This window comes from Microvirga aerophila, from assembly GCF_003332305.1.
Classification (GTDB): domain Bacteria; phylum Pseudomonadota; class Alphaproteobacteria; order Rhizobiales; family Beijerinckiaceae; genus Microvirga; species Microvirga aerophila.
This window is the reverse complement of record NZ_QOIO01000001.1, coordinates 150,002-175,019: the sequence shown is the minus strand read 5'-3', so window position 1 is coordinate 175,019 and position 25,018 is coordinate 150,002. Positions and strand designations below refer to the sequence as shown.

Annotated in this window: 29 protein-coding genes and 1 tRNA gene; 19 read left to right on the top strand and 11 right to left on the bottom strand. The window is 63.5% G+C overall.

The window, feature by feature from the left end; all coding sequences use genetic code 11:
• Positions 1-94 precede the first annotated feature (94 nt).
• From DRB19_RS00840 to fumC, 3 genes are read right to left on the bottom strand one after another with little or no spacing between them, the layout of a single operon-like run.
• The gene (locus DRB19_RS00840) at positions 95-346 is read right to left on the bottom strand and encodes a ribbon-helix-helix domain-containing protein (RefSeq protein WP_114184120.1); all 252 of its coding nucleotides are present in this window, start codon (positions 344-346) and stop codon (positions 95-97) included.
• A complete protein-coding gene (locus DRB19_RS00835; protein ID WP_114184119.1) occupies positions 347-532 on the bottom strand; it encodes a DUF4169 family protein in 186 nt (61 codons plus the stop codon). It lies immediately after the preceding gene.
• Positions 533-547: 15 nt separating this feature from the next.
• On the bottom strand, positions 548-1,939 hold the full coding sequence (fumC, locus tag DRB19_RS00830) for a class II fumarate hydratase (protein ID WP_114184118.1): 1,392 nt from the start codon (positions 1,937-1,939) through the stop codon (positions 548-550).
• A gap of 87 nt (positions 1,940-2,026) precedes the next feature.
• Between fumC and DRB19_RS00825 the strand changes: the two genes are divergently transcribed.
• Positions 2,027-3,418, top strand: coding sequence for a cytochrome P450 (locus tag DRB19_RS00825; RefSeq protein ID WP_114184117.1), 1,392 nt, complete (start codon positions 2,027-2,029; stop codon positions 3,416-3,418).
• A 21-nt stretch (positions 3,419-3,439) separates the two neighbouring features.
• Here the strand turns inward: DRB19_RS00825 and DRB19_RS00820 are convergent, their stop codons facing one another.
• Complete coding sequence (locus DRB19_RS00820; protein ID WP_114184116.1) at positions 3,440-4,057, bottom strand: SspB family protein; 618 nt, start codon at positions 4,055-4,057, stop codon at positions 3,440-3,442.
• Positions 4,058-4,338: 281 nt separating this feature from the next.
• Here DRB19_RS00820 and DRB19_RS00815 point away from each other — a divergent pair, with 281 nt between their 5' ends.
• From DRB19_RS00815 to DRB19_RS00780, 8 genes are all read left to right on the top strand, one after another.
• The gene (locus DRB19_RS00815; protein WP_114184115.1) at positions 4,339-5,133 is read left to right on the top strand and encodes a thymidylate synthase; all 795 of its coding nucleotides are present in this window, start codon (positions 4,339-4,341) and stop codon (positions 5,131-5,133) included.
• A 6-nt stretch (positions 5,134-5,139) separates the two neighbouring features.
• Positions 5,140-5,445, top strand: a complete 306-nt coding sequence (locus DRB19_RS00810) for a DUF2293 domain-containing protein (RefSeq protein ID WP_114184114.1) — start codon at positions 5,140-5,142, stop codon at positions 5,443-5,445.
• A 37-nt stretch (positions 5,446-5,482) separates the two neighbouring features.
• Positions 5,483-5,965: a GNAT family N-acetyltransferase gene (locus tag DRB19_RS00805; RefSeq protein ID WP_114184209.1), complete on the top strand. Its 483-nt coding sequence runs from the start codon at positions 5,483-5,485 to the stop codon at positions 5,963-5,965.
• Positions 5,962-6,474, top strand: coding sequence for a dihydrofolate reductase (locus DRB19_RS00800; protein ID WP_114184113.1), 513 nt, complete (start codon positions 5,962-5,964; stop codon positions 6,472-6,474). Before DRB19_RS00805 ends, DRB19_RS00800 begins: the two co-directional genes overlap by 4 nt.
• Positions 6,475-6,609: 135 nt before the next feature.
• Entirely contained in the window at positions 6,610-7,746 is a 1,137-nt protein-coding gene (gene hflK, locus DRB19_RS00795; protein ID WP_114184112.1) for an FtsH protease activity modulator HflK, read from the top strand.
• Positions 7,743-8,693 (top strand): protease modulator HflC, encoded by a 951-nt coding sequence (gene hflC / locus DRB19_RS00790; RefSeq protein ID WP_114184111.1) that lies wholly within the window; start codon positions 7,743-7,745, stop codon positions 8,691-8,693. Before hflK ends, hflC begins: the two co-directional genes overlap by 4 nt.
• Positions 8,694-8,701: 8 nt before the next feature.
• Positions 8,702-8,893, top strand: coding sequence for a DUF2065 domain-containing protein (locus DRB19_RS00785; protein WP_114184110.1), 192 nt, complete (start codon positions 8,702-8,704; stop codon positions 8,891-8,893).
• A 152-nt stretch (positions 8,894-9,045) separates the two neighbouring features.
• Positions 9,046-10,563 (top strand): DegQ family serine endoprotease, encoded by a 1,518-nt coding sequence (locus DRB19_RS00780; RefSeq protein ID WP_114184109.1) that lies wholly within the window; start codon positions 9,046-9,048, stop codon positions 10,561-10,563.
• A 69-nt stretch (positions 10,564-10,632) separates the two neighbouring features.
• Here DRB19_RS00780 and serB read toward each other — a convergent pair whose 3' ends face one another.
• Positions 10,633-11,541 carry a phosphoserine phosphatase SerB gene (gene serB, locus DRB19_RS00775; protein ID WP_114184108.1) on the bottom strand — a complete coding sequence of 303 codons (909 nt, stop codon included), beginning with the start codon at positions 11,539-11,541 and terminating at the stop codon, positions 10,633-10,635.
• A 15-nt stretch (positions 11,542-11,556) separates the two neighbouring features.
• On the opposite strand from serB, the gene miaA reads away from it, so the two are divergent.
• Entirely contained in the window at positions 11,557-12,486 is a 930-nt protein-coding gene (gene miaA / locus DRB19_RS00770; RefSeq protein WP_114184107.1) for a tRNA (adenosine(37)-N6)-dimethylallyltransferase MiaA, read from the top strand.
• Here miaA and DRB19_RS00765 read toward each other — a convergent pair.
• Positions 12,464-13,294, bottom strand: a complete 831-nt coding sequence (locus DRB19_RS00765; RefSeq protein WP_114184208.1) for an RMD1 family protein — start codon at positions 13,292-13,294, stop codon at positions 12,464-12,466. The two genes, miaA and DRB19_RS00765, sit on opposite strands and share 23 nt — an antisense overlap.
• A gap of 292 nt (positions 13,295-13,586) precedes the next feature.
• Between DRB19_RS00765 and DRB19_RS00760 the strand changes: the two genes are divergently transcribed.
• From DRB19_RS00760 to ilvN, 3 genes are read left to right on the top strand one after another with little or no spacing between them, the layout of a single operon-like run.
• Positions 13,587-15,359, top strand: coding sequence for an acetolactate synthase 3 large subunit (locus DRB19_RS00760; RefSeq protein ID WP_114184106.1), 1,773 nt, complete (start codon positions 13,587-13,589; stop codon positions 15,357-15,359).
• A gap of 12 nt (positions 15,360-15,371) precedes the next feature.
• Positions 15,372-16,082 (top strand): glutathione S-transferase family protein, encoded by a 711-nt coding sequence (locus DRB19_RS00755; protein ID WP_114184207.1) that lies wholly within the window; start codon positions 15,372-15,374, stop codon positions 16,080-16,082.
• Positions 16,079-16,621, top strand: a complete 543-nt coding sequence (ilvN, locus tag DRB19_RS00750; protein ID WP_114184105.1) for an acetolactate synthase small subunit — start codon at positions 16,079-16,081, stop codon at positions 16,619-16,621. Before DRB19_RS00755 ends, ilvN begins: the two co-directional genes overlap by 4 nt.
• A gap of 4 nt (positions 16,622-16,625) precedes the next feature.
• On the opposite strand, the gene DRB19_RS00745 is transcribed toward ilvN, so the two are convergent.
• A complete protein-coding gene (locus DRB19_RS00745) occupies positions 16,626-17,174 on the bottom strand; it encodes a DUF924 family protein (RefSeq protein ID WP_114184104.1) in 549 nt (182 codons plus the stop codon).
• 307 nt (positions 17,175-17,481) lie between these two features.
• Between DRB19_RS00745 and ilvC the strand changes: the two genes are divergently transcribed.
• A complete protein-coding gene (gene ilvC / locus DRB19_RS00740; protein WP_114184103.1) occupies positions 17,482-18,501 on the top strand; it encodes a ketol-acid reductoisomerase in 1,020 nt (339 codons plus the stop codon).
• A gap of 67 nt (positions 18,502-18,568) precedes the next feature.
• Here the strand turns inward: ilvC and DRB19_RS00735 are convergent, their stop codons facing one another.
• The 3 genes from DRB19_RS00735 to DRB19_RS00730 form a co-directional block, all read right to left on the bottom strand.
• A complete protein-coding gene (locus DRB19_RS00735) occupies positions 18,569-18,904 on the bottom strand; it encodes a hypothetical protein (protein WP_114184102.1) in 336 nt (111 codons plus the stop codon).
• A gap of 104 nt (positions 18,905-19,008) precedes the next feature.
• Positions 19,009-19,164, bottom strand: a complete 156-nt coding sequence (locus DRB19_RS29680; protein WP_162815544.1) for a hypothetical protein — start codon at positions 19,162-19,164, stop codon at positions 19,009-19,011.
• Positions 19,165-19,224: 60 nt separating this feature from the next.
• Positions 19,225-19,746: a DedA family protein gene (locus tag DRB19_RS00730; RefSeq protein WP_114184101.1), complete on the bottom strand. Its 522-nt coding sequence runs from the start codon at positions 19,744-19,746 to the stop codon at positions 19,225-19,227.
• Positions 19,747-19,881: 135 nt separating this feature from the next.
• Here DRB19_RS00730 and pdxY point away from each other — a divergent pair, with 135 nt between their 5' ends.
• From pdxY to DRB19_RS00715, 3 genes are read left to right on the top strand one after another with little or no spacing between them, the layout of a single operon-like run.
• Complete coding sequence (pdxY, locus tag DRB19_RS00725) at positions 19,882-20,730, top strand: pyridoxal kinase PdxY (RefSeq protein ID WP_114184100.1); 849 nt, start codon at positions 19,882-19,884, stop codon at positions 20,728-20,730.
• A gap of 4 nt (positions 20,731-20,734) precedes the next feature.
• Positions 20,735-21,640 (top strand): PhzF family phenazine biosynthesis protein, encoded by a 906-nt coding sequence (locus tag DRB19_RS00720; protein WP_114184099.1) that lies wholly within the window; start codon positions 20,735-20,737, stop codon positions 21,638-21,640.
• On the top strand, positions 21,637-22,350 hold the full coding sequence (locus DRB19_RS00715) for an NUDIX hydrolase (RefSeq protein ID WP_114184098.1): 714 nt from the start codon (positions 21,637-21,639) through the stop codon (positions 22,348-22,350). The genes DRB19_RS00720 and DRB19_RS00715 overlap by 4 nt, the downstream gene beginning before the upstream one ends.
• Here DRB19_RS00715 and DRB19_RS00710 read toward each other — a convergent pair.
• A complete protein-coding gene (locus tag DRB19_RS00710; RefSeq protein ID WP_114184097.1) occupies positions 22,341-22,667 on the bottom strand; it encodes a hypothetical protein in 327 nt (108 codons plus the stop codon). The two genes, DRB19_RS00715 and DRB19_RS00710, sit on opposite strands and share 10 nt — an antisense overlap.
• A 379-nt stretch (positions 22,668-23,046) precedes the next feature.
• On the opposite strand from DRB19_RS00710, the gene DRB19_RS00705 reads away from it, so the two are divergent.
• Together DRB19_RS00705 and DRB19_RS00700 are read left to right on the top strand one after the other, a co-directional pair.
• The gene (locus DRB19_RS00705; protein ID WP_114184206.1) at positions 23,047-24,609 is read left to right on the top strand and encodes a 2-isopropylmalate synthase; all 1,563 of its coding nucleotides are present in this window, start codon (positions 23,047-23,049) and stop codon (positions 24,607-24,609) included.
• A gap of 185 nt (positions 24,610-24,794) precedes the next feature.
• Positions 24,795-24,870, top strand: a tRNA-Lys gene (locus DRB19_RS00700).
• Positions 24,871-25,018: the final 148 nt, after the last annotated feature.

Below are 25,018 nucleotides of genomic sequence, written 5' to 3'. Positions count from 1 at the left end.
GAAGCACGAGGGCGTCTCCAGACAGTACTGGAACCTCCTTCGAGACGCGGCTTCGCCGCTCCTCAGGATGAGGCCGGTGTGGTGAGCTGAACCCTTAAGATGTTGGGCTATCAACCTCGCCCGACGACGGACCAGCTTGCTGCAGGCGCTTCAGGACGAAGACCCGAATGGCTGAGGACAGGTTTTGCTCGCCGCGCGCGGCGTCGATGCGCCCGATCAGGGCCTGAATCGACACCGCGTCCTGTTCGGCGATGTCCCGCAGAGCCTCCCAGAACGGTTCTTCCAGGGAGATACTGGTCCGGTGGCCGGCAATGGCCACGGAGCGCTTGACGATGCCAAAGCCCATTCAGGACGTCTCGTCGTCGCGTTTATGCGAGTCGAGCTGGCGGTTTGCCAGCTCGCGCTCGGCCTTCGTCTGATCGCGCTCGGCCTTGGTGCGGCCGAAGGCGACGCGGTTCTCGGCGGCGCGGGCCTCCTTGTCGGTCCGCGCCTTCCGTTTGCGCGCCTGGCGCAGATTGATGATCTCGGCCATGGGCCTCGATAGATCCTAGCCTGGAGCCAGCATGGTCTCAGGACGAACGACGGAGTAGAAATCCTCCTCCGACACGCCTGCTTTCAGGGCTTCGTCCTTCAAGGTGGTGCCGTTCTTGTGCGCGGATTTGGCGATGGCTGCCGCTTTGTCGTAGCCGATCATCGGGGCCAAGGCCGTCACGAGCATGAGCGAGCGCTGCATGAGCTCGCTGATGCGCTCGTGGTTGGGCTCGATCCCGACCACCGCGTTGTCCGCGAAGCTGACGGCTCCATCCGCCAAGAGACGGATCGATTGCAGCACGGCGTTGACGATCACCGGCTTGAACACGTTGAGCTCGAAATGGCCCTGGCTGCCCGCGAAGGTGACGGTGGTCTGGTTGCCGGCCACCTGAGCGCACAGCATGGTCATGGCCTCTGCCTGGGTCGGATTGACCTTGCCGGGCATGATCGACGAACCGGGCTCGTTCTCCGGCAGGGAGATTTCGCCGAGGCCGGAGCGCGGGCCCGAGCCCATGAGGCGGATGTCGTTGGCGATCTTGAACAGGCCCGCCGAAAGGCTCGCCAGCGCCCCATGGGTGAACACGAGCGCGTCGTTGGACGCCAGGGCCTCGAACTTGTTGGCCGCCGACGTGAACGGAAGGGCGGTCAGCTCCATGACCTTCTGGGCGAAGCGAGCGGCGAATTCCGGATGGGCGTTGAGGCCCGTGCCGACGGCGGTGCCGCCCTGGGCGAGCGCGTAGAGGCCCGGCAGGGTCGCCTCGATCCGGGCGATGCCGAGCTGAATCTGCATGGCATAGCCGGAGAATTCCTGGCCCAGGGTGACCGGGGTCGCGTCCTGAAGGTGCGTGCGGCCGATCTTCACGATGTCCTTGAAGGCTACCGCCTTGTCGTCCAGGGCCTTGTGCAGGTGCCGAAGGGCCGGGAGGAGCCGGTCATGGATGTCGCGGGCCACCGCGATGTGCATGGCGGTCGGGAAGCAGTCGTTCGACGACTGGCCCATGTTGACGTGGTCGTTGGGATGAACGGGCTTCTTGCTGCCGCGCTCGCCGCCGAGGCGCTCGATGGCAAGGTTCGACAGAACCTCGTTCATGTTCATGTTGGACTGGGTGCCCGAGCCCGTCTGGTAAACCACGAGGGGAAATTCATCGTCGTGCTTGCCCTGCACCACGTCCGCCGCCGCGCTCGCGATGGCGTCGGCCAGCTTGGCGTCGAGCTTGCCCAGGTCCTTGTTCACCAGGGCGGACGCCTGCTTCACGATGGCGAGCGCATGGACCAGGGGAAGGGGCATCCGGTCCGTGCCGATGCGGAAATTCTGGATCGAGCGCTGCGTCTGGGCGCCCCAGAGCTTGTCGGCGGGAACTTCGATGGGACCGAAGGTGTCTGTCTCGGTACGGGTTGCGGGCGACATCGTGACCTCTTTCGATGGTGTTGCGTGTTCTTATCTCAAAGTGGAGCGCTCGCAACAGTGAACGCGCAGGAGGCTTTGTAAAAACTCATGGTCGAGACCCTCGAAGCGCCCCGTTTCCATCCGCCCGCGCCGAAGCCGCGCACAGAACCGCTCGGAACGCTCGCCTTTCTGATGGAGGTGCGCCGCAATCCCCTGGCGACCTGGATGGAGGAGCATTTCGAGGAGCTGGTGATCACGGGCGAGGGGGCGCTGGGACGCCTGACCGTGGTGAACGATCCCGCCGTCATCCGCCACGTCCTCCTCGACAACGCCTCCAATTATCGCAAGGACGACCTTCAGATTCGCATCCTGGCTCCCGGTCTCGGGCGAGGACTTGTCACCGCGGAGGGCGAGGAGTGGAAGCTCCAGAGGCGCACGATCGCGCCGCTCTTCACCCCGCGCCACGTTGCGGGCTTCTTCCCGCCCATGGTCGAAGCTGCGGAGCGTCTTGTCAGGCGCTGGCAGAGGCGTCCCGATGGCCGTGTGGTGGATGCCGCCCTCGAAATGACCCGGATCACCCTGGACGTCCTGGAGCGCACGATCTTCACCACCGGGGTCGCGCGGGATCCGGACGCGCTCGGCCGCGCCATCACGCGCTTTTTCGAAGGGCAGGGGCGGGTCGATCCACTCGATATCTTCGGGTTCCCCGACTGGGTTCCGCGGATCGGGCGCCTGCGCACCAGACCGGCCATTCGCTTTTTCGACGAGATGGTCGGTGATCTCATCGGCGCCAGGAAGGCGCTGATCGCTCGCGGCGAGGCTGCGCCCCGGGACCTCCTGACGCTTCTCCTGGAGGCGTCCGATCCGGAGACCGGCAAGGGGCTCAGCGACATCGAGGTGCGGGCCAATATCGTCACCTTCATCGGAGCCGGGCATGAGACGACGGCCAACGCCTTGTCCTGGTCGCTCTACCTCCTGTCCCAGGACGAGACGGCGCGCGCCAGGATCGAGCGGGAGGTGGACGAGGTTCTGGGAAAAGGGACCGTCGAGCCGCACCATCTCGAGCAGCTCGTCTACACCCGCGCGGTGATCGACGAAGCCATCAGGCTCTATCCGCCCGCCCCCTACATGAGCCGCGCGGCCATCAACGACGACAGGATCGGCGACCTGGAGATCCCGGCCGGCTCGATCGTGGCAATCGCCCCTTACGTTCTTCATCGGCACAAGAAGCTGTGGGACCAGCCCGATGTCTTCCGGCCCGAGCGCTTCCTGCCCGAGGAACGCGGTCGCATCGATCGATTTGCCTATCTGCCCTTCGGGGCCGGCCCGAGAGTCTGCATCGGGGCAAGCTTCTCGCTGCAGGAGGCCGTCATCGTGCTGGCGACCATTGTCAGGAGCGTCAGGCTCGACCTTGTGCCGGGGCACGAGGTGATGCCGTTGCAGCGGATCACCTTGAGGCCTCGCGGTGGGTTGCCGATGCGTCTGACGCGGCGTACTTGACGTTGCGGCTCTTCGCCTGCGTCAGTTCTTCTTGCGGAATGCATCCAGGCTGACGACCTCGGCGCTTCCGGCCGCGCCGGGCTCGGGGGAACCGGGGGCCTGCTCCGTTGCGGCTTTCGCCGGGGCAGCCTTTGGAGACGCCGATGCGGGAATTTTCTGAGGTTCCGATTTCTTCTCGGCGGGAGGCGTGGAGGGCTTCTTCAATTCCACAGGGGCGGAATCGGTCGTGCGCACGGGAACGGGCGGCGGCGCGGTCTCGACGATTTCATCCTCATCCTCGTCCTGGGACTCGAACTTGAGGCCGAACTGGACGGAAGGATCGAAGAACCCGGTCAAGGCGTCGAAAGGAATGAGCAGACGCTCGGGAACGCCCGAGAAGGACAATCCGATTTCGAACGCGTGTTCGGTGACGCCCAGATCCCAGAACTGGTGCTGGAGCACGATGGTCATTTCCTGCGGATACTTTTCCCGCAGGCGGTTCGACAGGCGCACGCCCGGAAAGTCGGTGCGAAATGAAATGTAGAAATGATGTTCGCCCGGAAGGCCGTCTTTCCCGGCATCGATCAACACCCTGCGCACGACGCCCTTCAGGGCGTCCTGAACCAGGAGATCGTAGCGGATCAGGTCTTTACCGGCCATATGGGAGCCCTTGAGAAAAGAAAGCGGGACTTCGTTGCCAGATGCATCCGATCCCGCCTGACGGTCAACCACAAAGGCGTCGAGTCGGTTGCAGAGGCGGAATCCGCATCTCGGCAATTCTTCCGCAACGACGATGTGATCTTCTGCCGACCTTGCAGCCGACGGAGTTAATATACGAAGAACGAACCGTATTTGAAAGACCGGGGACAAGCCCGCCTAGATGGCGAGAATCGACTCCCGGAAGGCGGTGCCCTGACATATGGTGAGCCGAGGAGCGTTTCATGCAAGCCTATCACGATCTCTTGCGCCGCATCATGGACGAGGGCGTCCGCAAGGACGACCGGACCGGAACGGGGACCTTCTCAGTGTTCGGCCATCAGATGCGTTTCGATCTGAGCCACGGCTTTCCAGTGGTCACCACGAAGAAGCTGCACCTGCGCTCGATCATCCACGAGCTTTTGTGGTTCCTGAAGGGCGACACCAACATACGCTACCTCAAGGAGAACGGCGTCTCCATCTGGGACGAGTGGGCCGACCAGAACGGCGATCTCGGCCCCGTCTACGGCAAGCAGTGGCGCTCATGGGCGAAGCCGGATGGCGGCACGGTCGACCAGATCCGCTGGGTCGTCGACGAGGTCCGCCGCAATCCCGATTCCCGCCGGCTCATCGTCTCCGCCTGGAACCCGGCCGATCTTGACAAGATGGCGCTTGCGCCGTGTCATTGCCTTTTCCAGTTCTACGTGGCTGACGGCCGTCTCTCGTGCCAGCTCTACCAGCGCTCGGCCGACGTGTTCCTGGGCGTTCCGTTCAACATCGCATCCTATGCGCTTCTCACGCACATGATGGCGCAGGCCACCGGTCTCCAGCCGGGGGATTTCGTGCATTCGTTCGGCGACGCCCATCTCTACCTCAACCATCTCGAGCAGTCGCGCCTGCAGCTAACGCGGGAGCCCAGGCCCCTGCCGAAGCTCAGGCTCAATCCTACGATCCGGTCCCTGTTCGACTTTACGTTCGACGATATCGCCATCGAGGATTACGACCCGCACCCGGCCATCAAGGCACCCGTGGCGGTTTAGGCGCACATGAACAGGCAGGAGGCGATCGAGAGCGCCGTCCGCATCCTCGCGCCGCGCATCCCGCGGCATGAGTTCGAAGCGGTGAGGGACCACGCTCTTGGGAGCCGCGGCCTGCATACGGCCTCGCCCGAAACAGCCGCGTGGCTGTCACTTACGGCCTATATCCGACACAGGCTGACCGATTACGACAGCCTTCTCGACGAGGGCTATGACGTGGAGAGCGCACGGTTTTTCGTTCTCGACGATATGAACGCCATTCTCGACACATGGGGGTCGCCCCGGCGGGTCCAGGCGGAGGATGAGGCCGAGTGACCTCGACAGCGCCGCCAACCTTAGGCACAACGGGCGCATGAGTCTCACCATCCGCAAGGCGGAAGCACGGGATGCTTCCCTCATCTTCGCGTTCATCCGCGAGCTCGCCGAATATGAGCGTCTGGCCCATGAGGTGGACGCCACGGAGGCGGATATCGCCGAGGCCTTGTTCGGGCCGCAGCCGCGCGTCTTTGCCGATATCGCCGAGTGGGACGGGGAGCCAGCGGGGTTCGCCCTCTGGTTCTACAATTTTTCTACCTTCAGGGGCCGTCATGGCCTCTATCTGGAAGACCTCTTCGTCAGGCCGGACTTTCGCTCCAAAGGCATCGGCAAGGCCCTGCTGCGGCATCTTGCCCGCCGCTGCCTCGCCGAGGATTTGGCGCGGCTCGAGTGGTGGGTGCTCGACTGGAACGAGCCAGCCTTGGGCGTCTACCAATCCATCGGGGCCATGCCCATGAACGAGTGGACGGTGCAGCGCTTGACCGGTGAAAATCTTGCAAAACTCGCCGAGGCGTCATGACCCTTCCCATCATCCTCGTCGTTGCGGTCGCCGAGAACGGCGTCATCGGGCGTGACAACCAGCTCCTGTGGCGGATCAGGACCGATCTCCGGCGATTCCGGGACCTGACCTGGGGCAAGCCGATGATCATGGGACGCAAGACCTTCCAGTCCATCGGAAAACCTCTCCCCGGGCGGGAAACCATCGTCCTCACGCGGGATCCGGATTTCTCCGCGGAGGGGATCCATGTGGCTCATAGCTGGGACGAGGCGGCCGCTCTCGGGTCCCTCCTTGGGCAGGACATGGGGGCCGATGCGGTCGCGGTGGTGGGCGGAGCCGAGATCTACGATCTTGCCATGCCGCATGTGCAGAAGCTCTACCTCACCGAGGTTCGGGCCGCGCCGGAGGGTGATGCGGTCTTCCCGTCCTATGACCGTTCCGCCTTCCGGGAGGCCCGGCGAACGGAGCACTCGAAGGGGCCGGATGACGAGCATCCGTTTACCTTCATCGACCTTGAAAGGCGCTCTTAAGCCCTGAGCCGGTTGACTAAAGCCGTCGCAATACCCAATTCGCAGCCTTGACAGGCGGCAGAAACAACACCCACAACCGCCTAGCATCTTATCGGCCGATACCGGCCGGTCTTTCTGAGTGAGGAATGGCGACCTATGCCTTGGAGTAACCAAAGCGGCGGCGGCGGCCCCTGGGGGCAGCGTGGCGGATCGGGAGGAGGCGGCAAGAGCCCTTGGGGTTCTGGTCCGCAGGGCAACGGAACGCCCCCCGATCTCGAGGATATCCTGCGCCGCAGCCAGGATCGCCTTAAGAATTTCATTCCGGGCGGCGGCATGGGCGGCAAGGGCCTTATCCTCATCGTCCTGGGCGTGATCGCCGTTTGGCTGCTGACCGGGTTCTACACGGTGCGACCCAACGAGGTCGGCATCAACATGATCTTCGGCCGCTACACCGGCACCACCGGCGAAGGCCTGCGCTACAACCTTCCCTATCCGGTCGGCCGCGTGTTGAAGCCCAACGTGACCGAACAGCAGCGGATCGAAGTCGGATACCGCTCCACCGGCGGGCAGGCCCGTTCCCGTGACATCCTCGAAGAAAGCCTGATGCTGACCGGCGATGAGAACATCATCGATATCGATTTCGATGCGGTCTGGCAGGTCAACGCCGCCAGGGCGCAGGATTTCGTGTTCAACCTGCAAAACCCGCAAGGCACGATCAAGTCCGTGGCCGAAAGCGCCATGCGCGAGGTTGTCGGCCGCCGCAACATCCAGGCGATCTTGACCACCGAGCAGGCCAGCGTGGCTCAGGAGGTGCGTCAGATCATGCAGGAAGCCCTCGATGCCTACGGGGCAGGCGTGCTGATCAACGTGGTGCAGCTCCAGGCGGCTCAACCCCCCTCGGAAGTGCGCCAAGCCTTTTTCGACGTGAATGCCGCCCAGCAGGACGCCGTGCGCGTTCAGAACGAGGCGGAAACCTTCGCCAGCCGCGTGGTTCCGGAATCCCGAGGCGAGGCGGCCCGCACGGTGCAGCAGGCCGAAGCCTATCGCGAGCAGTCTGTTGCCGATGCAAGCGGTCAGGCCGCGCGCTTCCGCCAGGTCTACGAGGCTTACCGTCAGGCTCCTGACGTGAGCCGTGAGCGCATCTTCCTCGAGACCATGGAGCGGGTGCTCGGCGGTGTCGACAAGGTCATCATCGAGCCGAACGGGCAGGGGGTCGTACCCTATCTTCCGCTCAACGAAATGCAGCGCTCGCAGCCTCAGGCCAGCGCTACCCAGCAGGGAGCCACGCGATGAATAACTCGACCTTTCGCACCGGTTTCCTGATCGCGCTCGGCCTTCTGGCGATCGTTCTCTACAGCTCGATCTTCATCGTGCAGCAGACCCAGTACGCCCTCGTGCTGCGGTTCGGCGCCGTGCAGTCGGAGATCCGGGAGCCGGGCTTGAAGTTCAAGCTGCCGCTCATCGACAATGTCACGTATTTCGACAAGCGGGTGCTGGACCTCGACCTCCCGGTCCAGACCCTTCTGTCCGCCGACCGGCAAAACCTGGAGGTGGATGCGTTCACCCGTTACCGCATCATCGATCCGCTCAAGTTCTACCAGGCGGTCGGCAACATTGCCTTGGCCAATCAGCGGCTCGCGAGCTTCACCAACTCGGTAATGCGTAACGTGCTGGCGAACGCCTCGCGCGATGCGATCGTCCGTACGGAACGCGGCAGCCTGATGAATCGCATTCAAGAAGACGTGAACACGCAGGCCGGAAGCCTCGGCATCGAGATGATCGACGTCCGCCTGACCCGCGTGGACCTGCCGGCTGCCAACAGCCAGGCCGTCTATCAGCGCATGCGGACCGAGCGTGAGCGCGAGGCCGCCGATCTTCGGGCGAACGGACAGCAGCGGGCTCAGACGATCCGCGCGCGCGCCGAACGCGAGGCCACGATCATCCGGGCCGAAGCGAACCGTCAGGCGGAAGAACTCCGCGGTCAAGGCGATGCAGACCGGAACCGGATTCTGGCCGAAGCCTTCAGCCAGGACCCCGACTTCTTCTCCTTCTACCGGTCCATGCAGGCCTATGAAGTGGGCCTGAAGGCGGGAGACACACGCTTCGTGTTGAGCCCCACCTCCGACTTCTTCCGTTTTTTCAATGACGCGACAGGTCAGCGGAACGGCGGGGGCGCAGGTGCGCCGGCGCAGCCCGCTCCAGCTCAGCCCGCTCCGGCTCAGCCGGCCCCTGCTCAATAAGCACTCCGATGCTGGACCTTATCGCAGCCCTCGGCCTCGCTCTGATGGTCGAGGGCATTTTGTTTGCGGCCTTTCCGGACGGAATGCGCAAGGCCATGTATGAGGCCGCCCATAGCCCGAGCGACCGCATGCGGATCGTCGGGATCGTGTCTGCGATCATCGGTCTCGGGATCATCTGGCTGGTTCGCCAGTTCGGCTAGGGCCATGTTCGCCGTGACGGCTCCGGCCTTCCGGCGGGAGGCCGCCCGATGCGGCGGCGCTGGACCTCCAGCCCCGCTTCTGCCCTAATCAGCGCTTGAATGACGGACCAGACTGACAATCTATAACTGGTATTCCCAAGAGAGGATCCTCGATGACCCACGCCATGAACCCGCCGGCGCCTTTCGGGACAGCGCTGGCCCAGCGCCCCTTGCGCCGGCTGGCCGCGTCCTGCTTCGCGGTGCTGGCGCTCGTTGCAACGGCCATGCCGCTCCCCGCCCAGGCCCGTTCGGCGCCTGAGTCCTTCGCCGACCTTGCGGCCGAGGTGACAGGAGCGGTGGTCAACATCTCGGCCTCGACCACCGTCGAGACCCGCAATCGGACCTTGCCGCAGCTGCCGCCCGGCACGCCGTTCGAGGACCTTTTTGAAGAGTTCTTCAACCGTCGGGGCCAGGGTAATAACGGCAATGGCGACAGCGCACCGTCGCGTCCGCGCCGATCGAACTCCCTCGGATCCGGCTTCGTCATCGATCCGTCGGGAATCGTCGTCACCAACAACCACGTGATCGGCGACGCCAACGACATCAGCGTGATCTTCTCCGACGGCACCCGCCTCAAGGCGGAAATCGTCGGCAAGGATTCCAAGATCGATCTCGCGGTCCTCAAGGTGAAGTCCGACAAGCCCCTCAAGGCGGTGAAGTTCGGCGATTCGGATGCCTTGCGTCCGGGCGACTGGGTGATGGCGATCGGCAATCCGTTCGGCCTCGGCGGCTCCGTGACCGCCGGCATCGTGTCGGCCCGGGGCCGCAATATCGAGTCCGGTCCCTACGACAACTACATCCAGACCGACGCGTCCATCAACAAGGGCAATTCGGGCGGCCCGCTCTTCAACATGAACGGCGAGGTCATCGGCATCAACACGGCCATCCTGTCGCCCACGGGCGGCTCTGTCGGCATCGGTTTCGCGGTTCCGGCCGCGTCGGCCGTACCGGTCATCGATCAGCTGCGTGAGTTTGGTGAAACCCGCCGCGGCTGGCTTGGCGTCCGCATTCAGAACGTGGACGACGCCACTGCCGAGGCCCTGAACCTGGGCTCGGCCCGCGGCGCACTCATCGCAGGCATCGACGAGAAGGGTCCGGCCAAGCCGGCTGGGCTCGAGGTCGGCGACGTCATCGTTCGCTTCGACAACAAGGAGGTCAAGGATTCCCGCGACCTGCCCCGGATCGTCGCCTCGACCTCTGTGGGCAAGGCCGTGGACGTGACCATTGTCCGCAAGGGCACTGAGATGAAGAAGCAGGTGACCCTCGGCCGCCTGGAGGATGGCGAAAAGCAGGCGAGCCTGCAGCAGCCCTCCACCGAGACTCCGACCGCCACCCGCCAGGCACTTGGTCTCAACATGTCCGGGATCACGGATGAGTTGCGCCGCCGGTATAGCCTGAAAGACGACGCCAAGGGCGTGGTCATCACTCGCGTCGATCCCAACTCGGCGGCCTCCGACAAGCGGATTCAGGCCGGTGAGGTGATCGTGGAGGTCAACCAGGAGCCGGTTTCCAACCCGTCCGACGTGACGTCGAAGATCGACGCCTTGAAGAGCCAGGGCCGCAAATCCGCACTCCTGCTGGTGTCTAACGCCCAGGGCGAGGTGCGCTTCGTGGCCTTGTCGATCGAGTAAGGGTTACGCAGACAGAACGACAAAAGGCGGCCTCCGGGCCGCCTTTTTGTTTCAGCCCTTGCCGCAACGTCAGCCTCGAACGATCTCGCTCTCCTCATATCCCTGCGCATAAAGCAGCGCCGAGAGGTCCGCATGGTCAATCCGGGCGTGGGCTGCTGCCGCAACGGCAGGTTTGGCCCGGAAGGCCACGCCCAGGCCGGCTTCGCCCAGCATTGCGAGATCGTTCGCGCCGTCGCCGACCGCCATTGTGTGGTGGTGGCCGAGGCCGAGGCGGTCGCGCAGTTCGATAAGAGTGGCGAGCTTTGCCTCCCGGCCGAGGATCGGCTCCTCGACCTTTCCGGCGAGCTTCTCGCCATCCACGATCAGCAGGTTCGAGCGGTGCTCGTGAAAGCCGATCTTGGCGCCTATAGGGCCGGTGAACAAGGTGAAGCCGCCTGAGACGAGGCATGTATAAGCGCCATTGGCCCGCATGGTCTGGACCAGTGCCCGTCCACCCGGGGTAAGGGTGATACGGCTTGCGATGATCTCGTCGACGACATTCACCGGGAGATCCTTGAGAAGCGATACCCGCTCGCGAAGCGCCGGCTCGAAGGCGATCTCGCCACGCATGGCGCGCTCGGTGATCTCGGACACTTCCGCTTTCAGTCCGACGAAATCCGCAAGTTCGTCGATGCATTCCTGCCCGATCATGGTCGAGTCCATGTCCGCGAGGAACAGGCGCTTGCGCCGCCCGCTTAAGGGCTGGACCACGATGTCAATGGGCTGCTCCGCGAGGGTGGAGCGCAAGGTGGCTTCGATCATCTTGGCATCGGCCGCATTCGAAAGAACGAGGTCGGCCGCAACGCCTCTTGCCAGGACGGTCCGTTCCGTCTCTTGTCCCAGCACCTGCGCGGCCAGGGCGATGACCTCATCCGTGACGGCAGGCTTGAGCGGGTTGGCGACAAGAGTCGCGACGAGAGAGTTTTGAGGAGACGCCATCGTGGGGACCGGACGGTGAGTGAGGCTGGGATCGGTGCGGTTCTCATTGCAGGGCCGACCGCGTCAGGCAAGTCCGCATTGGGCATCAAACTGGCGCAGGCCCTCGACGGAATCGTGATCAATGCCGATTCCATGCAGGTCTACCGGGACCTTCGGGTCCTCACGGCCCGCCCGACCGCGGAGGAGGAGACGCAAGCGCCGCATTGGCTCTATGGATACGTGGATGCAGCCATCAATTTCTCGGTTGGGCGCTATGTGGCCGATGCCGCCGAGGTGCTGCGGGGCTTGGACGGCAGGATGCCGATCTTCGTGGGCGGCACGGGTCTCTACTTCAAGGCTTTGACAGAGGGCCTTTCCGATATTCCGGCTGTGCCGGACGAGGTGCGCGAGGCAGTCCGCCGTGAGAGCGAAGGGTTGGAAACGCCTGAGCTCCACCGCCTTCTCGCGGAGCGCGACCCTGAGTCTGCGCGGACCTTGCGCCCCTCCGACCGCCTAAGGGTCCAGCGCGCCCTGGAGGTTTTTGCCGCCACCGGCCAGCCGCTCGTGTCGTTCCACGGCGCGCGTCAGCCGGGGCTGTTGAATGACCGGCCGGTCATCAAGCTCTTCCTGGCCCCCGAGCGGGAGGAGCTTCGCCGGCGCATCGACGGGCGCTTCCTCGCCATGATGGAGCAGGGTGCCCTCGACGAGGTGAGGGCCCTGGGCGAGCGCAACCTGGACCCGATGCTGCCTGCCATGCGGGCCCATGGGGTGCCGGGGCTCTTGGCTTACCTGCGGGGCGAGATCGATTGGGACGAGGCCGTCGTGAAGGGGCAGGGCGACACGAGACGCTACGCCAAGCGCCAGTTCACCTGGTTCCGGCACCAGCTTCCAGACTGGACTTGGGTGGAGCCGGAGAGGGGCTTCGAGGCCGTCATGTCCCGCCTCAATGCCCTGGCCCGCCTATGAACATCTGGTAGAACGTGATGAAGATCTCGAACACGATCAGCAGCACGATGATCAGTTCGAGCCTGAGCGAGCGCTCCGTGTTGATGAGGTCGGTCAGCGCCTGGGCCGTATCTCCCACGACCTCGAGCTTCCGGTGGAGCGAGGCGGCACGTTCTTTTAACTCGTATTCGTCCTCCAGACGGGCATAGAGACGCTCCAGGTCGGGGCGGTCCCAGAGGACGTCGGGTTTTTCCTCCACGGCGACGCGCCCCGAGATGCGCTGCCGGACCAGGAGGGCGTGGCCCACATGCTTGAGGATCTCGCGGCGGCTGCCCGGGTGGCGTCCCTTCTCGGCAAGGTGCCGGGAGAAGGGCTCGACGATGTCGAAGAAGGCAGCCGCGTCTCTTTCATCCCGGGCGAGCGACACGCTTTTGGCCAAGGCGTCCGCGATCACGATCAGGCGCTCGGTCGACACCTCCTTGAGGTAGATCGGCCCGCCTGGAGGGATCTGGTCCTCTCGTTCGGTGGAGATTTCGATGATGGCCGTTTCTTCCTCATGGCGGGCGAATTCGCCTGAGATGCGCTGGCGCAAGCCGCGGATGACTTCGTCCTCCTCCAGGGGGGTCAGCCCCACGAGCACGACGGCGCCGAAACGGAAGAGGGCCACGAACCCATCCTGCCCGACCCGAAATGCGATGGGAGCGGCGGACAGGAGATCGCTGCGCTCGAGCCCGGCCACGTCGAGGCGATCGCCCAAGAGGAGGGCCCTTGCCGTAATGCGCCGGCTGTTCATGGCTATGCCTGTGGACGAGAGTGTATTTGGCGTCATGATCCTGATCGAAATAGGCCCCGCCAACATAGAAGCTAGACTGTTTCGTGCCAAATACGTTCCCGCTTGACCGGATGAAACCCATCGGTTAGCGTCTGCGCAACTTTTGAAACGAAGAGCTGCATTCATGCGCAAGCTTATTCTCGTAGTACGAGCGCCATCGACGGAGCGGGGTTGACCCCGCAGGTCCGGCGATGGCGCACAGGCCCCCACAGGGGCCTTTTTTATTGCCTAGAATTCCTCCAGCACCCGAAAACAGACCCGCGCAAACAGACCTGACGGAGCGAGTGACATGAGCGAGACGATGACCGGAGCCGAAATGGTGATCCGCGCCCTGCAGGACCAGGGAGTCGAGCATATCTTCGGATATCCCGGGGGTGCGGTGCTGCCGATCTATGACGCCCTGTTCCACCAGGACAAGGTTAAGCATATCCTCGTCCGGCACGAGCAAGGCGCGGTTCACGCGGCCGAGGGCTATGCCCGCTCCTCGGGCAAGGTCGGCGTGGTGCTGGTGACCTCAGGTCCCGGGGCGACGAACGCCGTGACAGGTCTTGCCGACGCCATGATGGATTCGATCCCGCTGGTCTGCATCACCGGGCAGGTTCCGACCCATCTCATCGGCTCCGACGCGTTCCAGGAATGCGACACGGTCGGCATCACGCGCCACTGCACGAAGCACAACTATCTGGTCAAATCCATCGAAGACCTGCCGCGCATCCTGCACGAGGCCTTCTATGTGGCCTCGAACGGCCGGCCTGGCCCGGTGGTGGTCGATCTGCCGAAGGACATCCAGTTCACGCCGGGCTCCTATTCTCGCCCGGTCAACAACCAGCACAAGACATATCGCCCGGCCGTCAAGGGCGATATGGACAAGATCCGCGCCGCTATCGAACTCATGGCGAACGCCAAGCGTCCCGTCTTCTATACGGGCGGCGGCGTCATCAATTCAGGTCCGCATGCGGCGTCGCTGCTGCGCGAACTCGTGCGCCTCACGGGCTTCCCGATCACCTCGACCCTGATGGGGCTCGGGGCCTATCCGGCGTCCGATCCGCAATTCCTCGGAATGCTCGGCATGCATGGCACCTACGAGGCCAACCTCGCGATGCATGAATGCGACGTGATGATCAATATCGGGGCGCGGTTCGACGATCGCATCACCGGGCGGCTCGATGCCTTCTCGCCCTATTCGAAGCGCATCCACGTGGACATCGACCCGTCCTCCATCAACAAGAACGTGAAGGTCGATCTTCCGATCATCGGCGATTGCGCGCACGTTCTGGAGGACATGGTGCGCCTGTGGCGCCAGACCGCGCCGCAGATCGACAAGGTCGCCTTGAAGGACTGGACGAACAAGATCGAAGGCTGGCGCGCTCGCAACTGCCTAGCCTACCGGCCTTCGAACGAGACCATCAAGCCGCAATATGCGATCCAGCGCCTCTATGAACTCACGAAGGGTCGCGAGACCTATGTGACGACGGAGGTCGGCCAGCATCAGATGTGGGCGGCCCAGTACTTCAAGTTCGAGGATCCGAACCGCTGGATGACTTCGGGCGGCCTCGGCACCATGGGTTACGGTCTTCCCGCCGCCATCGGCGCGCAACTCGCCAACCCGAAGGCGCTCGTCGTCGACATCGCCGGCGAGGCCTCCATCCTCATGAACATGCAGGAGATGTCGACGGCGGTGCAGTATCGCCTGCCGGTCAAGATCTTCATCCTGAACAATGAGTACATGGGCATGGTGCGCCAGTGGCAGGAACTGCTGCACGGCGGCCGCTACTCGCAGAGCTATTCGGAATCCCTGCCTGATTTCGTGAAGCTCGCCGAAGCCTATGGCGGCGTCGGCATGCGCTGCGACAAGCCCGCCGATCTCGACGCGGCGATCCTGGAGATGATCCACGTGAACCGCCCCGTGATCTTCGACTGCATCGTCGACAAGACGGAAAATTGTTTCCCGATGATCCCGTCGGGCAAGGCTCATAACGAGATGCTGCTTAACGACTATCTCGGCGAGACCGGAACCGATATCGGCTCCGTCATCGACGAGAAGGGCAAGATGCTGGTCTAAGGCATGCATGCCATGCCAACCCTTGTGATCGGCAACAAACTCTACTCGTCTTGGTCGATGCGGCCCTGGCTGCTCATGCGGCAGCTTGGGATCGCGTTCGACGAGATCCTGATCCCGCTTGATCGACCTGACACCAAGGCGCGGGTTCTCGAACACTCGCCCGCCGGCAAGGTGCCGATCCTGATCGACAGCGACGTGACCGTGTGGGAAACCCTCGCCATCATGGAATATGTGGGCGACGCCTATGATGCTCAGGTCTGGCCGGTCGATCTCAAGGCTCGCGCCATGGCGCGCTCCGTCGCGGCGGAAATGCATGCGGGCTTCCAGGGATTGCGGTCCACGTGCCCTATGAATTTGGGCAAGAAATACGCCCGGAGGGATCGTGGCGACGCGGTTGCGAAGGACGTTGCGCGCTTTAGCGACATCGTGCGCCAAGCCCGTGAGCGCTTCGGCCAAGGTGGGCCGTTTCTATTCGGCGAGTTCTCGGCGGCCGATGCCATGTACGCGCCGCTGGTGACGCGCCTCGACACCTATTCGATTGCGCTCGATACGACGACGCAAGCCTACGTGGATGCGGTGCTTGCACTCCCGGCTTTCCAGGAGTGGAGGAATGCCGCTCTGACGGAGGCATGGATCGTCGACGCAGACGAAGTCGACGAAGAGCCGATCGAAGTTTACCGACAAGCTGCCTTGAGACAAGGTCCTGGAACCCACGAGTCATGAGCCAGATGAGCACCCACTATCCTGATGCCACCCGCATCGAAACCGTCAACCGGCACACGCTCGCCATCGTGGTCGACAACGAACCGGGCGTGCTGGCCCGGATCGCTGGACTGTTCTCCGGCCGCGGCTACAACATTGAAAGCCTGACCGTCACCGAGACCGAGCACGAGGCGCATATTTCGCGCATCACCATCGTGACGACCGGTACGGACAGCATCATCGAGCAGATCAAGAGTCAGCTCGGTCGTCTCGTGCCCGTGCACCGGGTGGTAGACCTCACGCTCACCGGCGACGCGGTGGAGCGGGAGCTCTGCCTGGTGAAGGTCGTGGGCAAGGGCGACCACCGGGTCGAGGCCATGCGCCTTGCCTCCGCGTTCGGCGCCCGCACCCTGGACGCAACTCTGACCTCCTTCGTGTACGAGCTCACGGGCTCCACCGAGGAGGTCGAGCGCTTCATCAAGCTGATGACGGCGGTAGGACTTGTGGAGGTCTCGCGCACCGGCGTCGCCGCAATGGCGCGCGGTGCGGAGGGGATGTGAGAATTCAACCCCTGAAGTCGCTTTCCTTCAGAAATGCATCCTCGTCCGGGGTGGTCTCGCGCCCGAGGATGTGGTTGCGGTGGGGGAAACGGCCGAAGCGGGCGACGATGTCGCGATGGTGGCGCGCCCACTTGATCGAGTCCTCGTCGCCGAGGGCTTCGTTCAGGGTCACCGAACGCTCCTGATGCCTCAGGGATTCCGAGTGCATGAAGGGCAGGTAGAAGAAACGGCGAAACAGGGGATCAACCTTTGTGTTGAACTCCCTCTCGATGGCCCGGTCCGCCACCATCACGGCGACGGGATCGGCTTTGTAGGTTTCACGCTTCCCGCGAAACATGTTTCGCGGAAACTGGTCGAGAAGGAGAATGACCGCAAGCGCTCCGTCAGGGGTAAGCTCCCACTCGTTCAGGTCGCCTCGCGCGGCGGCCTCGTAGGTGTGAAGGAAGCGATCCCGGCAGGTCTGATCGAAGGCTTCGTCCTTGGCGAACCACTTTTCAGGTCCGGCGGCGCGCCAGAAACTGAGAACTTCGTCGGGAGTGGCGATGCGCTGCATGGGACAAGCCTTTTAAGAGGGGCGAAGCCTGAACGGGGCTGATCGGGCATTTCCTTCAATCTAGAGCGCCGGAGGACGATTTTGAACCTTCGCCGCTGCAATCGTTCGTAGCTAAGTTTGGTCGGTCCATTGCGCTCCCTGGAGGGCGGGCCCGCATTTTTCCTACAAACGACGACTTGCCAGAGCAGCTTTGTTCGCTAAAAGCGGCGCTGGGAAAAACGAATGTTGCGCGGGTTCACCCGTTCACGCGCAGCGCCAACCAAGGGCCGGGGGCGAGGGCCCCCCTTGTTAAAAGGACTAGAGGACCATGCGCGTCTATTACGATCGCGATGCTGACATCAACCTGATCAAGGGCAAGAAGGTCGCCATCGTCGGCTACGGCAGCCAGGGGCATGCCCATACGCTGAACCTGCGCGATTCCGGCGTGAAGGACATCGTGGTGGCGCTCCGCAAGGGCTCGCCCTCCGCCGCCAAGGCCGAGAAGGAAGGCATCAAGGTCATGGAAGTGGCCGAGGCCGCCAAGTGGGCCGACGTGGTCATGATGCTGACCCCCGACGAGCTGCAGGCGGACATCTATCGCGATGAACTGCATGCCAACATGAAGGAGGGCTCGGCGCTCCTCTTCGCCCATGGCCTCAACGTCCACTTCAACCTCATCGAGCCCCGTAAGGATCTCGACGTGCTCATGGTCGCCCCGAAGGGCCCGGGCCATACGGTGCGCTCGGAGTACCAGCGCGGCGGCGGCGTGCCGACCCTGATCGCGATCCACCAGGACGCCACAGGCAACGCCCATGATCTCGGCCTGTCCTATGCGTCCGCCAACGGCGGCGGCCGCGCGGGCATCATCGAGACGACCTTCAAGGAAGAGTGCGAGACCGACCTGTTCGGCGAGCAGGTGGTTCTCTGCGGCGGCCTCGTCGAACTCATCAAGGCCGGATTCGAAACCCTGGTTGAGGCGGGCTATGCCCCCGAGATGGCCTATTTCGAGTGCTTGCACGAAGTGAAGCTGATCGTCGACCTCATCTACGAGGGCGGCATCGCCAACATGAACTACTCGATCTCGAACACGGCCGAATACGGCGAGTACGTCACCGGCCCCCGCATCATCACGCCGGAGACCAAGGCCGAGATGAAGCGCGTCCTGACCGACATCCAGTCGGGCAAGTTCACCCGCGACTGGATGCTCGAGAACAAGGTCAACCAGACCTCGTTCAAGGCCACCCGCGCCCGCTATGCCGCCCATCCGATCGAGGAAGTCGGCGGCCGCCTTCGCGACATGATGCCGTGGATCAAGGCGAAGGCCCTGGTCGACAAGAGCCGGAACTGATTCCCGAAATCAGGCAAAACAAAGGGGCGGTTCATCCGCCCCTTTTCTTTTCGGTGTCGCGGATGTGTTAGAGGGCGTGCCAGATGAGGACGCCAGCCGCGGTCAGAAGGCAAAGCATCTGCGCCAGGCACGCCGAATAGGGGCAGCACAGGCGGTAAACCGCAAAGCAGAGGGCGAGCGTCATAGCGAGGCTGGCTGATGCTCCCATCATTGCGAGGAGGCTGTCGTTGACCATCCAGCTGTCGACGATCCAGATGGCCGAATAGGCAAGGCCCGCCAGCCACCAGTCGTAGGAATGCCATGAAACTGGAAGGCCCGCCAAGGTGATATCGCCCGGCGAGAGTGATGCCTCAAGGGCATCGTCGTCTTGCCAACCGTGGTTGGTGTAGGATCTCTGCGGCATGGAACGGCTTTTCGCAATGTTACATCATTGTGTAACACGCCGAGAAGCCGCTGCCACCTGTGGGAACGTAGGGGAAGCTCGCGAAAACCGCTGAAAATTAAAGCTTACTGACGGTTGCTCTTCGTGTTCTGAGCCTTGTTGTTGTCCTGCTTGCCGGGGTCGTTGCGGTTCTTCATCGTGCCGCCGGAGCCGCTCGGGGTTTCGCCTGGACGGTGTTTGCTATCGGCCGAGTTGTCGCCGTTCATCTTGCCTTTGCCCATGGGGTTCCTCCTTGGTTGACGGAGGTTAATGACCCCTGGAGCCCCGGGTTCCCTTGGGTCTTACCACAAGAGGAAATGGGCCAAGCCTGCGCCTGGGGCCAGGATCACGAAGGCCCACACGGATGCGGACGCGAAATTGGCCGCCTGGAACAGGATGCCCGGCATCATGAAGACGCCGGCGATAAGGGCGATGACCGCCCGGATGGGCCCGAAAAAGCGCCCCAGGAAAACCGCCCATGGGCCGAAGCGCTGGAAGAACCATTCGCCACGGGCGGCGATCTGCGGGCTTCGCGACAAGGGCCAGACGTCATAAGCGGCCTTCTTGTAGCGGCGGCCGATCTCATAGGACAGCCAATTGCCCATAACGGCGCCTGCGGCCGCCCCTGCCCAGGCCTGCCAGAACGGGATGTCGGCCGCTGCCAGCACGAAGCCCACGGCCACGAGAATCGTCATCGTCGGCAGGAGGAGCGACACGAAGGCGAGGGATTCGGCAAATGTCATGAGCCCGAGGGCGAACGGCGCAAGTTCCTGGTTCGCCCGCACGAATTCCAAAACGGTGGTTTTGATGGCGTCGAGATCCATGGAGATGCTCCGGTTGCCTTGCTCATGGCCGATCGAACGGACTGCCTCGCGCTCCGGTGATGAATGAGATCACACCACGAGATTTGAAGCCGGGCGGTCAATGCGCTAACCGAAAAGACACAGGGGGTCCAGACCATGAATGTTCTCTCGATCCAGTCCCACGTAGCCTATGGCCATGTGGGCAACGCTTCTGCGGTCTTTCCGATGCAGCGCCTCGGCGTGGAGGTGTGGCCCATCCATACCGTCCAGTTTTCGAACCATACCGGCTATGGGTCCTGGAAGGGCCGGGTCTTCGACGGTCCCGCCATCGAGGAACTGGTGGACGGCATTGCCGAGCGCGGCGTGCTCGACCGGTGCGACGGGGTGCTCTCGGGCTATATGGGTTCCGCCGACATCGGCAACGCGGTCCTGTCGGCCGTAAATCGCGTTCGTGGCCTCAATCCGCAGGCCCTGTATTGCTGTGATCCTGTGATCGGCGATGTAGGGCGTGGCGTCTTTGTTCGCCTCGGCATTCCGGAATTCATGCGCGAACAGGCGGTTCCAGCCGCCGATATCGTGACGCCGAACCAGTTCGAGCTCGATTACCTGTCCGGACTGACCACGGAGACGTTGAGCGACGTGAAGCAGGCCATCGGGGCCGTGCAGGCGATGGGTCCAAAGGCCGTTCTCGTCACCTCGGTGGTGACGAAGGAGACCCCGTCCGACGCGGTGGATCTGGTCGCCGGGGAGCGCGGGCGCTTCTGGCGCGTGCGCACGCCCAAGCTCTCGCTTGCCGTCAACGGCGCGGGCGACGCCATCGCGGCTCTGTTCTTCGTCCACTACGCCCGCTCACGCTCGGCCGCCACGGCCCTTGCGGCGGCCGCGGCCTCCGTCTACGGCCTCTTGAAGCGAACGGAGGAGGCCGGCTCCCGCGAGATCGTAACCATCGCGGCGCAGGACGAATTCGTCTCTCCGACCTACCGCTTTCCCGCCGAAGAGGTTTGACCCCATGCCGCGCCCGTTCGTAACCCTTGACGTGTTCACCGCAGAGGCCTTTGCCGGAAACCCCCTCGCTGTGGTGCTGGAGGCGGAGGACCTCGATACGGACGGAATGCAGGCGATCGCCCGCGAGTTCAATCTTTCCGAGACGGTCTTCGTGCTCACGCCGAACGATCCGCGCCAGCGCGCCGACATTCGAATCTTTACGCCGGCTCGCGAGCTGCCCTTCGCCGGACACCCTACAGTCGGGACAGCGGTGCTTCTCGCGCTTCTCGACCAGAAGGGGCTTCCTGGAGCCGTCGCGTTCGGACTCAAGGAGCAGGTGGGCATCGTTCCCTGCGCGGTCGAAGTGGAGGGCGCCACGGGGGGCTCGGCGCGGTTCCGGCTGCCCAGTCTTCCGATCACCTGGGGCGACGGCAAGGAGTCCAGCGACTGCGCCTGGGCCCTGGGCCTCGACCCCACGGAGATCGGCTTCGAGCGCCACGTGCCGAGCCGCCATTCGGCAGGCGTCGCTTACGATCTCGTTCCCGTTGCGTCGCTCGAGGCGCTCGCGCGCTCGAAGCTGCAGGGAGAGCCCTTCGACAATACCTTCGGCGACAGCGAGCATCCGGCGGCCTATGTCTACGCCCGCGTTCCGGACGCGGAGGCCTTGCGCTTCCGGGCGCGCATGTTCGGCCCCGGCATGGGGATTGCGGAGGACCCGGCCACCGGATCGGCGGCCGCAGCGTTCGCCGGCGCCTTGATGCAGTGCGAGCCTCTTGGGGACGGGGCTCATGACATCGTCATCGAGCAGGGCGTCGAGATGGGACGTCCGAGCGTGATTTCCCTGCAAATGACGATCAAAGGCGGCGAGTTGATCTCGGCCGAGATCGGCGGTCATGCGGTCATGGTAAGCCGGGGCGAGCTTCTGCGATGAATCGCGACCTGCTGATCACCCGCGTGCCCCAGATCGAGGCGCGATGCGAGCCGATGGAATGGTCTTGGGCGAAGCAGAACCAAGAGCGGATCCAGGCCAACTGGCAGCGTCGGCTCGCACAGACGCCCGCGATGTTCAACGGGCGCGTCCTGGCTATCCGCGACATGGAGCTAACCCGCGAGGTGTGCCGGAACGTGTATTTCCAGGTAGATTATGCCGACTTTGTCGGCTGGATCGACATGGGCCATCCCGATGACACCATCGCCAACGGCTTCGCCATGGGGGCGCTGCGCGGGGCGGACGGCGCTTTCATCTGCGGCGTCATGCATGGGCATACGGCCAATGCGGGCCGGGTGTATTTTCCGGCCGGCACTCCGGATCTTTCCGATCTCCGGCCGGATGGCTCCGTGGATCTGGCGACCAGCCTCACCCGCGAGCTGTTGGAGGAAACCGGCCTGGGCGAAGACGACTATCACGTCGAGGACGAGTGGATCATCGTTCAGCGCTGGCCGTCGGTGGCGCTGATGCGCCTCGTGACCCTGCCGGTCTCGGCTGCAGAGGGCGCTCAGAGGATCCGCGCCACCATCGCCAGGCAGGATCCGCCCGAACTATCCGATGTGCGGATCATCCGCAGTGCGGACGACATCGACCCGAAGGCGATGCCCCTCTTCCTGCAGTCGTTCTTCCGCTGGACCTTCGATCAGGCGTAGCCGTACCGGGACTTGGCGGCGTTGATCATGCGCACCGCCTCGGCATCGCGTCCAGCCGCGCAGGCGGAGGCGGCCTGGTCGATGTCCCTGACCACGCGGGAGTACACGGACTGGTTCACGTGGCCCATGGCCAAGTCGTTGTCCATAACGGCCCGGTAGCGGTCGACCTCGCCCTTGCAGCCGGAGCCTTCCGGCATGCGGAAGCTGGAAGGCGTCACGGTTGCGCTTGAAGGGGCAGGGGAGGTTGTCTGGTTGCAGCCTGCGAGGGACAGGCCAATCAAGCCTGCCAACCCAACCAAGCGGATCATGGTCTTCATCTCAAGAAACTCCGATTTTAGCCTTTTGAGTAACGGCCTAGCTTGAGCGGATCAAGACGGATTCAGGACGGGCGCTCCAGCTTGTCTTTTCATTTGTTTCGTTCCCTTGCCATCGCAGGGAAGCGCCGTTACAAACGATGATGGTGTTCGCGGCGTTGGCCGTGATGTCGGGAGGAATTGGGACGCGATGGCAATCGGCTCCCCCAGCGCTTTGAAGATCGGGTCCGCCTCCGCGGCTGATCGCGCGCGCCTCCTTGGCCTCCTTCTCCTTAGTCGCCCCTGAGGGTCGGCTGGGCTTCACGCCTGGGCTCTCAGGGGGTTCTGGACAACAGGAACAACCTTGAGCGCATGAACCGCTCGCCCCGAGAAGGACTAGATGATGACCGTATCTTCCGCAGGCTCCTCCAAGGACCGCGTTCTGATCTTCGACACGACACTGCGCGACGGCGAGCAATGCCCCGGCGCGACCATGACGTTGGAGGAAAAGCTCGCGGTCGCTGAACTGCTCGACACGATGGGCGTCGACATCATCGAGGCTGGCTTCCCGATCGCCTCCAACGGCGACTTCGAGGCAGTTTCCCTCATCGCCAAGCAGGTGAAGAACGCAACCGTCGCAGGTCTTGCCCGCGCCATCTCGGCTGACATCGCCCGCGCCGGCGATGCCGTACGCGAAGCGGCCCGGCCCCGCATCCACACATTCGTGTCCACGTCTCCGATCCATCTGGCGCACCAGATGCGCAAGACGGAAGAAGAGGTGCTGGAGATCATCACTGGAACCGTCACCCAGGCCCGCAACCTGGTTGACGATATCGAGTGGTCGGCCATGGATGCGACGCGCACGTCCATCGAGTATCTGTGCCGCTGCGTCGAGGCCGCTATCAAGGCCGGCGCCACCACGATCAACCTGCCCGACACGGTGGGCTATGCCACGCCGGATGAGTACCGCGCCATGTTCAGGGCCGTGCGAGAGCGCGTGCCGAACGCCGACAAGGCGGTCTTCTCGGCTCATTGCCACAACGACCTGGGTCTGGCGGTCGCCAATTCGCTGGCGGCGCTGGAAGGTGGCGCGCGCCAGATCGAATGCACCCTCAACGGCATCGGAGAGCGCGCCGGTAATGCGGCCTTGGAAGAGGTCGTGATGGCAATCCGCACCCGGGGCGATGTGCTGCCCTACGAGACCCGGATTGAAACCACCATGCTGACCCGCGCCTCCAAGCTGGCGGCGGCCGCTACCTCGTTCCCGGTGCAGTACAACAAGGCCATCGTTGGCCGGAACGCCTTTGCGCACGAGAGTGGCATCCACCAGGACGGCATGCTCAAGCACGCCCAGACCTACGAGATCATGACGCCTGAAAGCGTCGGCGTCTCCAAGACAAATCTCGTCATGGGCAAGCATTCCGGGCGGGCTGCGTTCCGCAACAAGCTGGACGAACTGGGCTACAAACTCTCCGACAACCAGTTCCAGGACGCATTCGAGCGCTTCAAGGACCTGGCGGATCGCAAGAAGCACGTCTACGACGAGGATATCGAGGCGCTGGTCGATCAGAACATCGCCACGGCGCACGACCGCATCAAGCTGGTCTCCCTCTCGGTCGTGGCCGGAACCCGCGGACCGCAGCGGGCCACCATGAAGCTCCAGATCGACGACAGGATCGTCACCGAGGAGCAGGAGGGCAACGGCCCGGTGGATGCCACCTTCAACGCCATCAAGGCCCTGGTGCCCCACGAGGCGGTGCTGGAGCTCTACCAAGTCCACGCGGTCACGGAGGGCACGGACGCTCAGGCCGAAGTTTCGGTGCGTCTCTCGGCCGACGGTCGCAGCGTAACGTCCCGGGCGGCTGACCCTGACACGCTCGTTGCATCGGCGCAGGCCTATCTCGGCGCGCTCAACAAACTCATGAGCCGTGGAGCACGCCTCCACGCCCAGTACGCGGCAGAGTAAAAAAAGCCTATGGACTCGCTGCCATGGCAGGAATTGTCCTGGCCATGGCAGCGACACCTATCATGAACCAAAATCGGCAGCCCGAGACGAAAAACCTCCCTAAATGGGGTAGACAGGGTCCAAACGGTTTGTTACACGCACGGCCTCTTCAGCGGGTTCCAGCCCACTGAATTCGCTTCGGCGACGGGTGATTAGCTCAGTTGGTAGAGCAGCTGACTCTTAATCAGCGGGTCGTAGGTTCGAGCCCTACATCACCCACCAATCTTTTCAATAACTTAAACGTTGTTTGCTCTGGAGTCGCTTTGCTCTAGGTAGCACATAAGTAGCCAAACAACTCCACCACGATGCGCCCGAAAAGGATCACATCGTGGTGGCTTGTGGCCAGATGCTCGGCTAGTCGGGCGCAGCC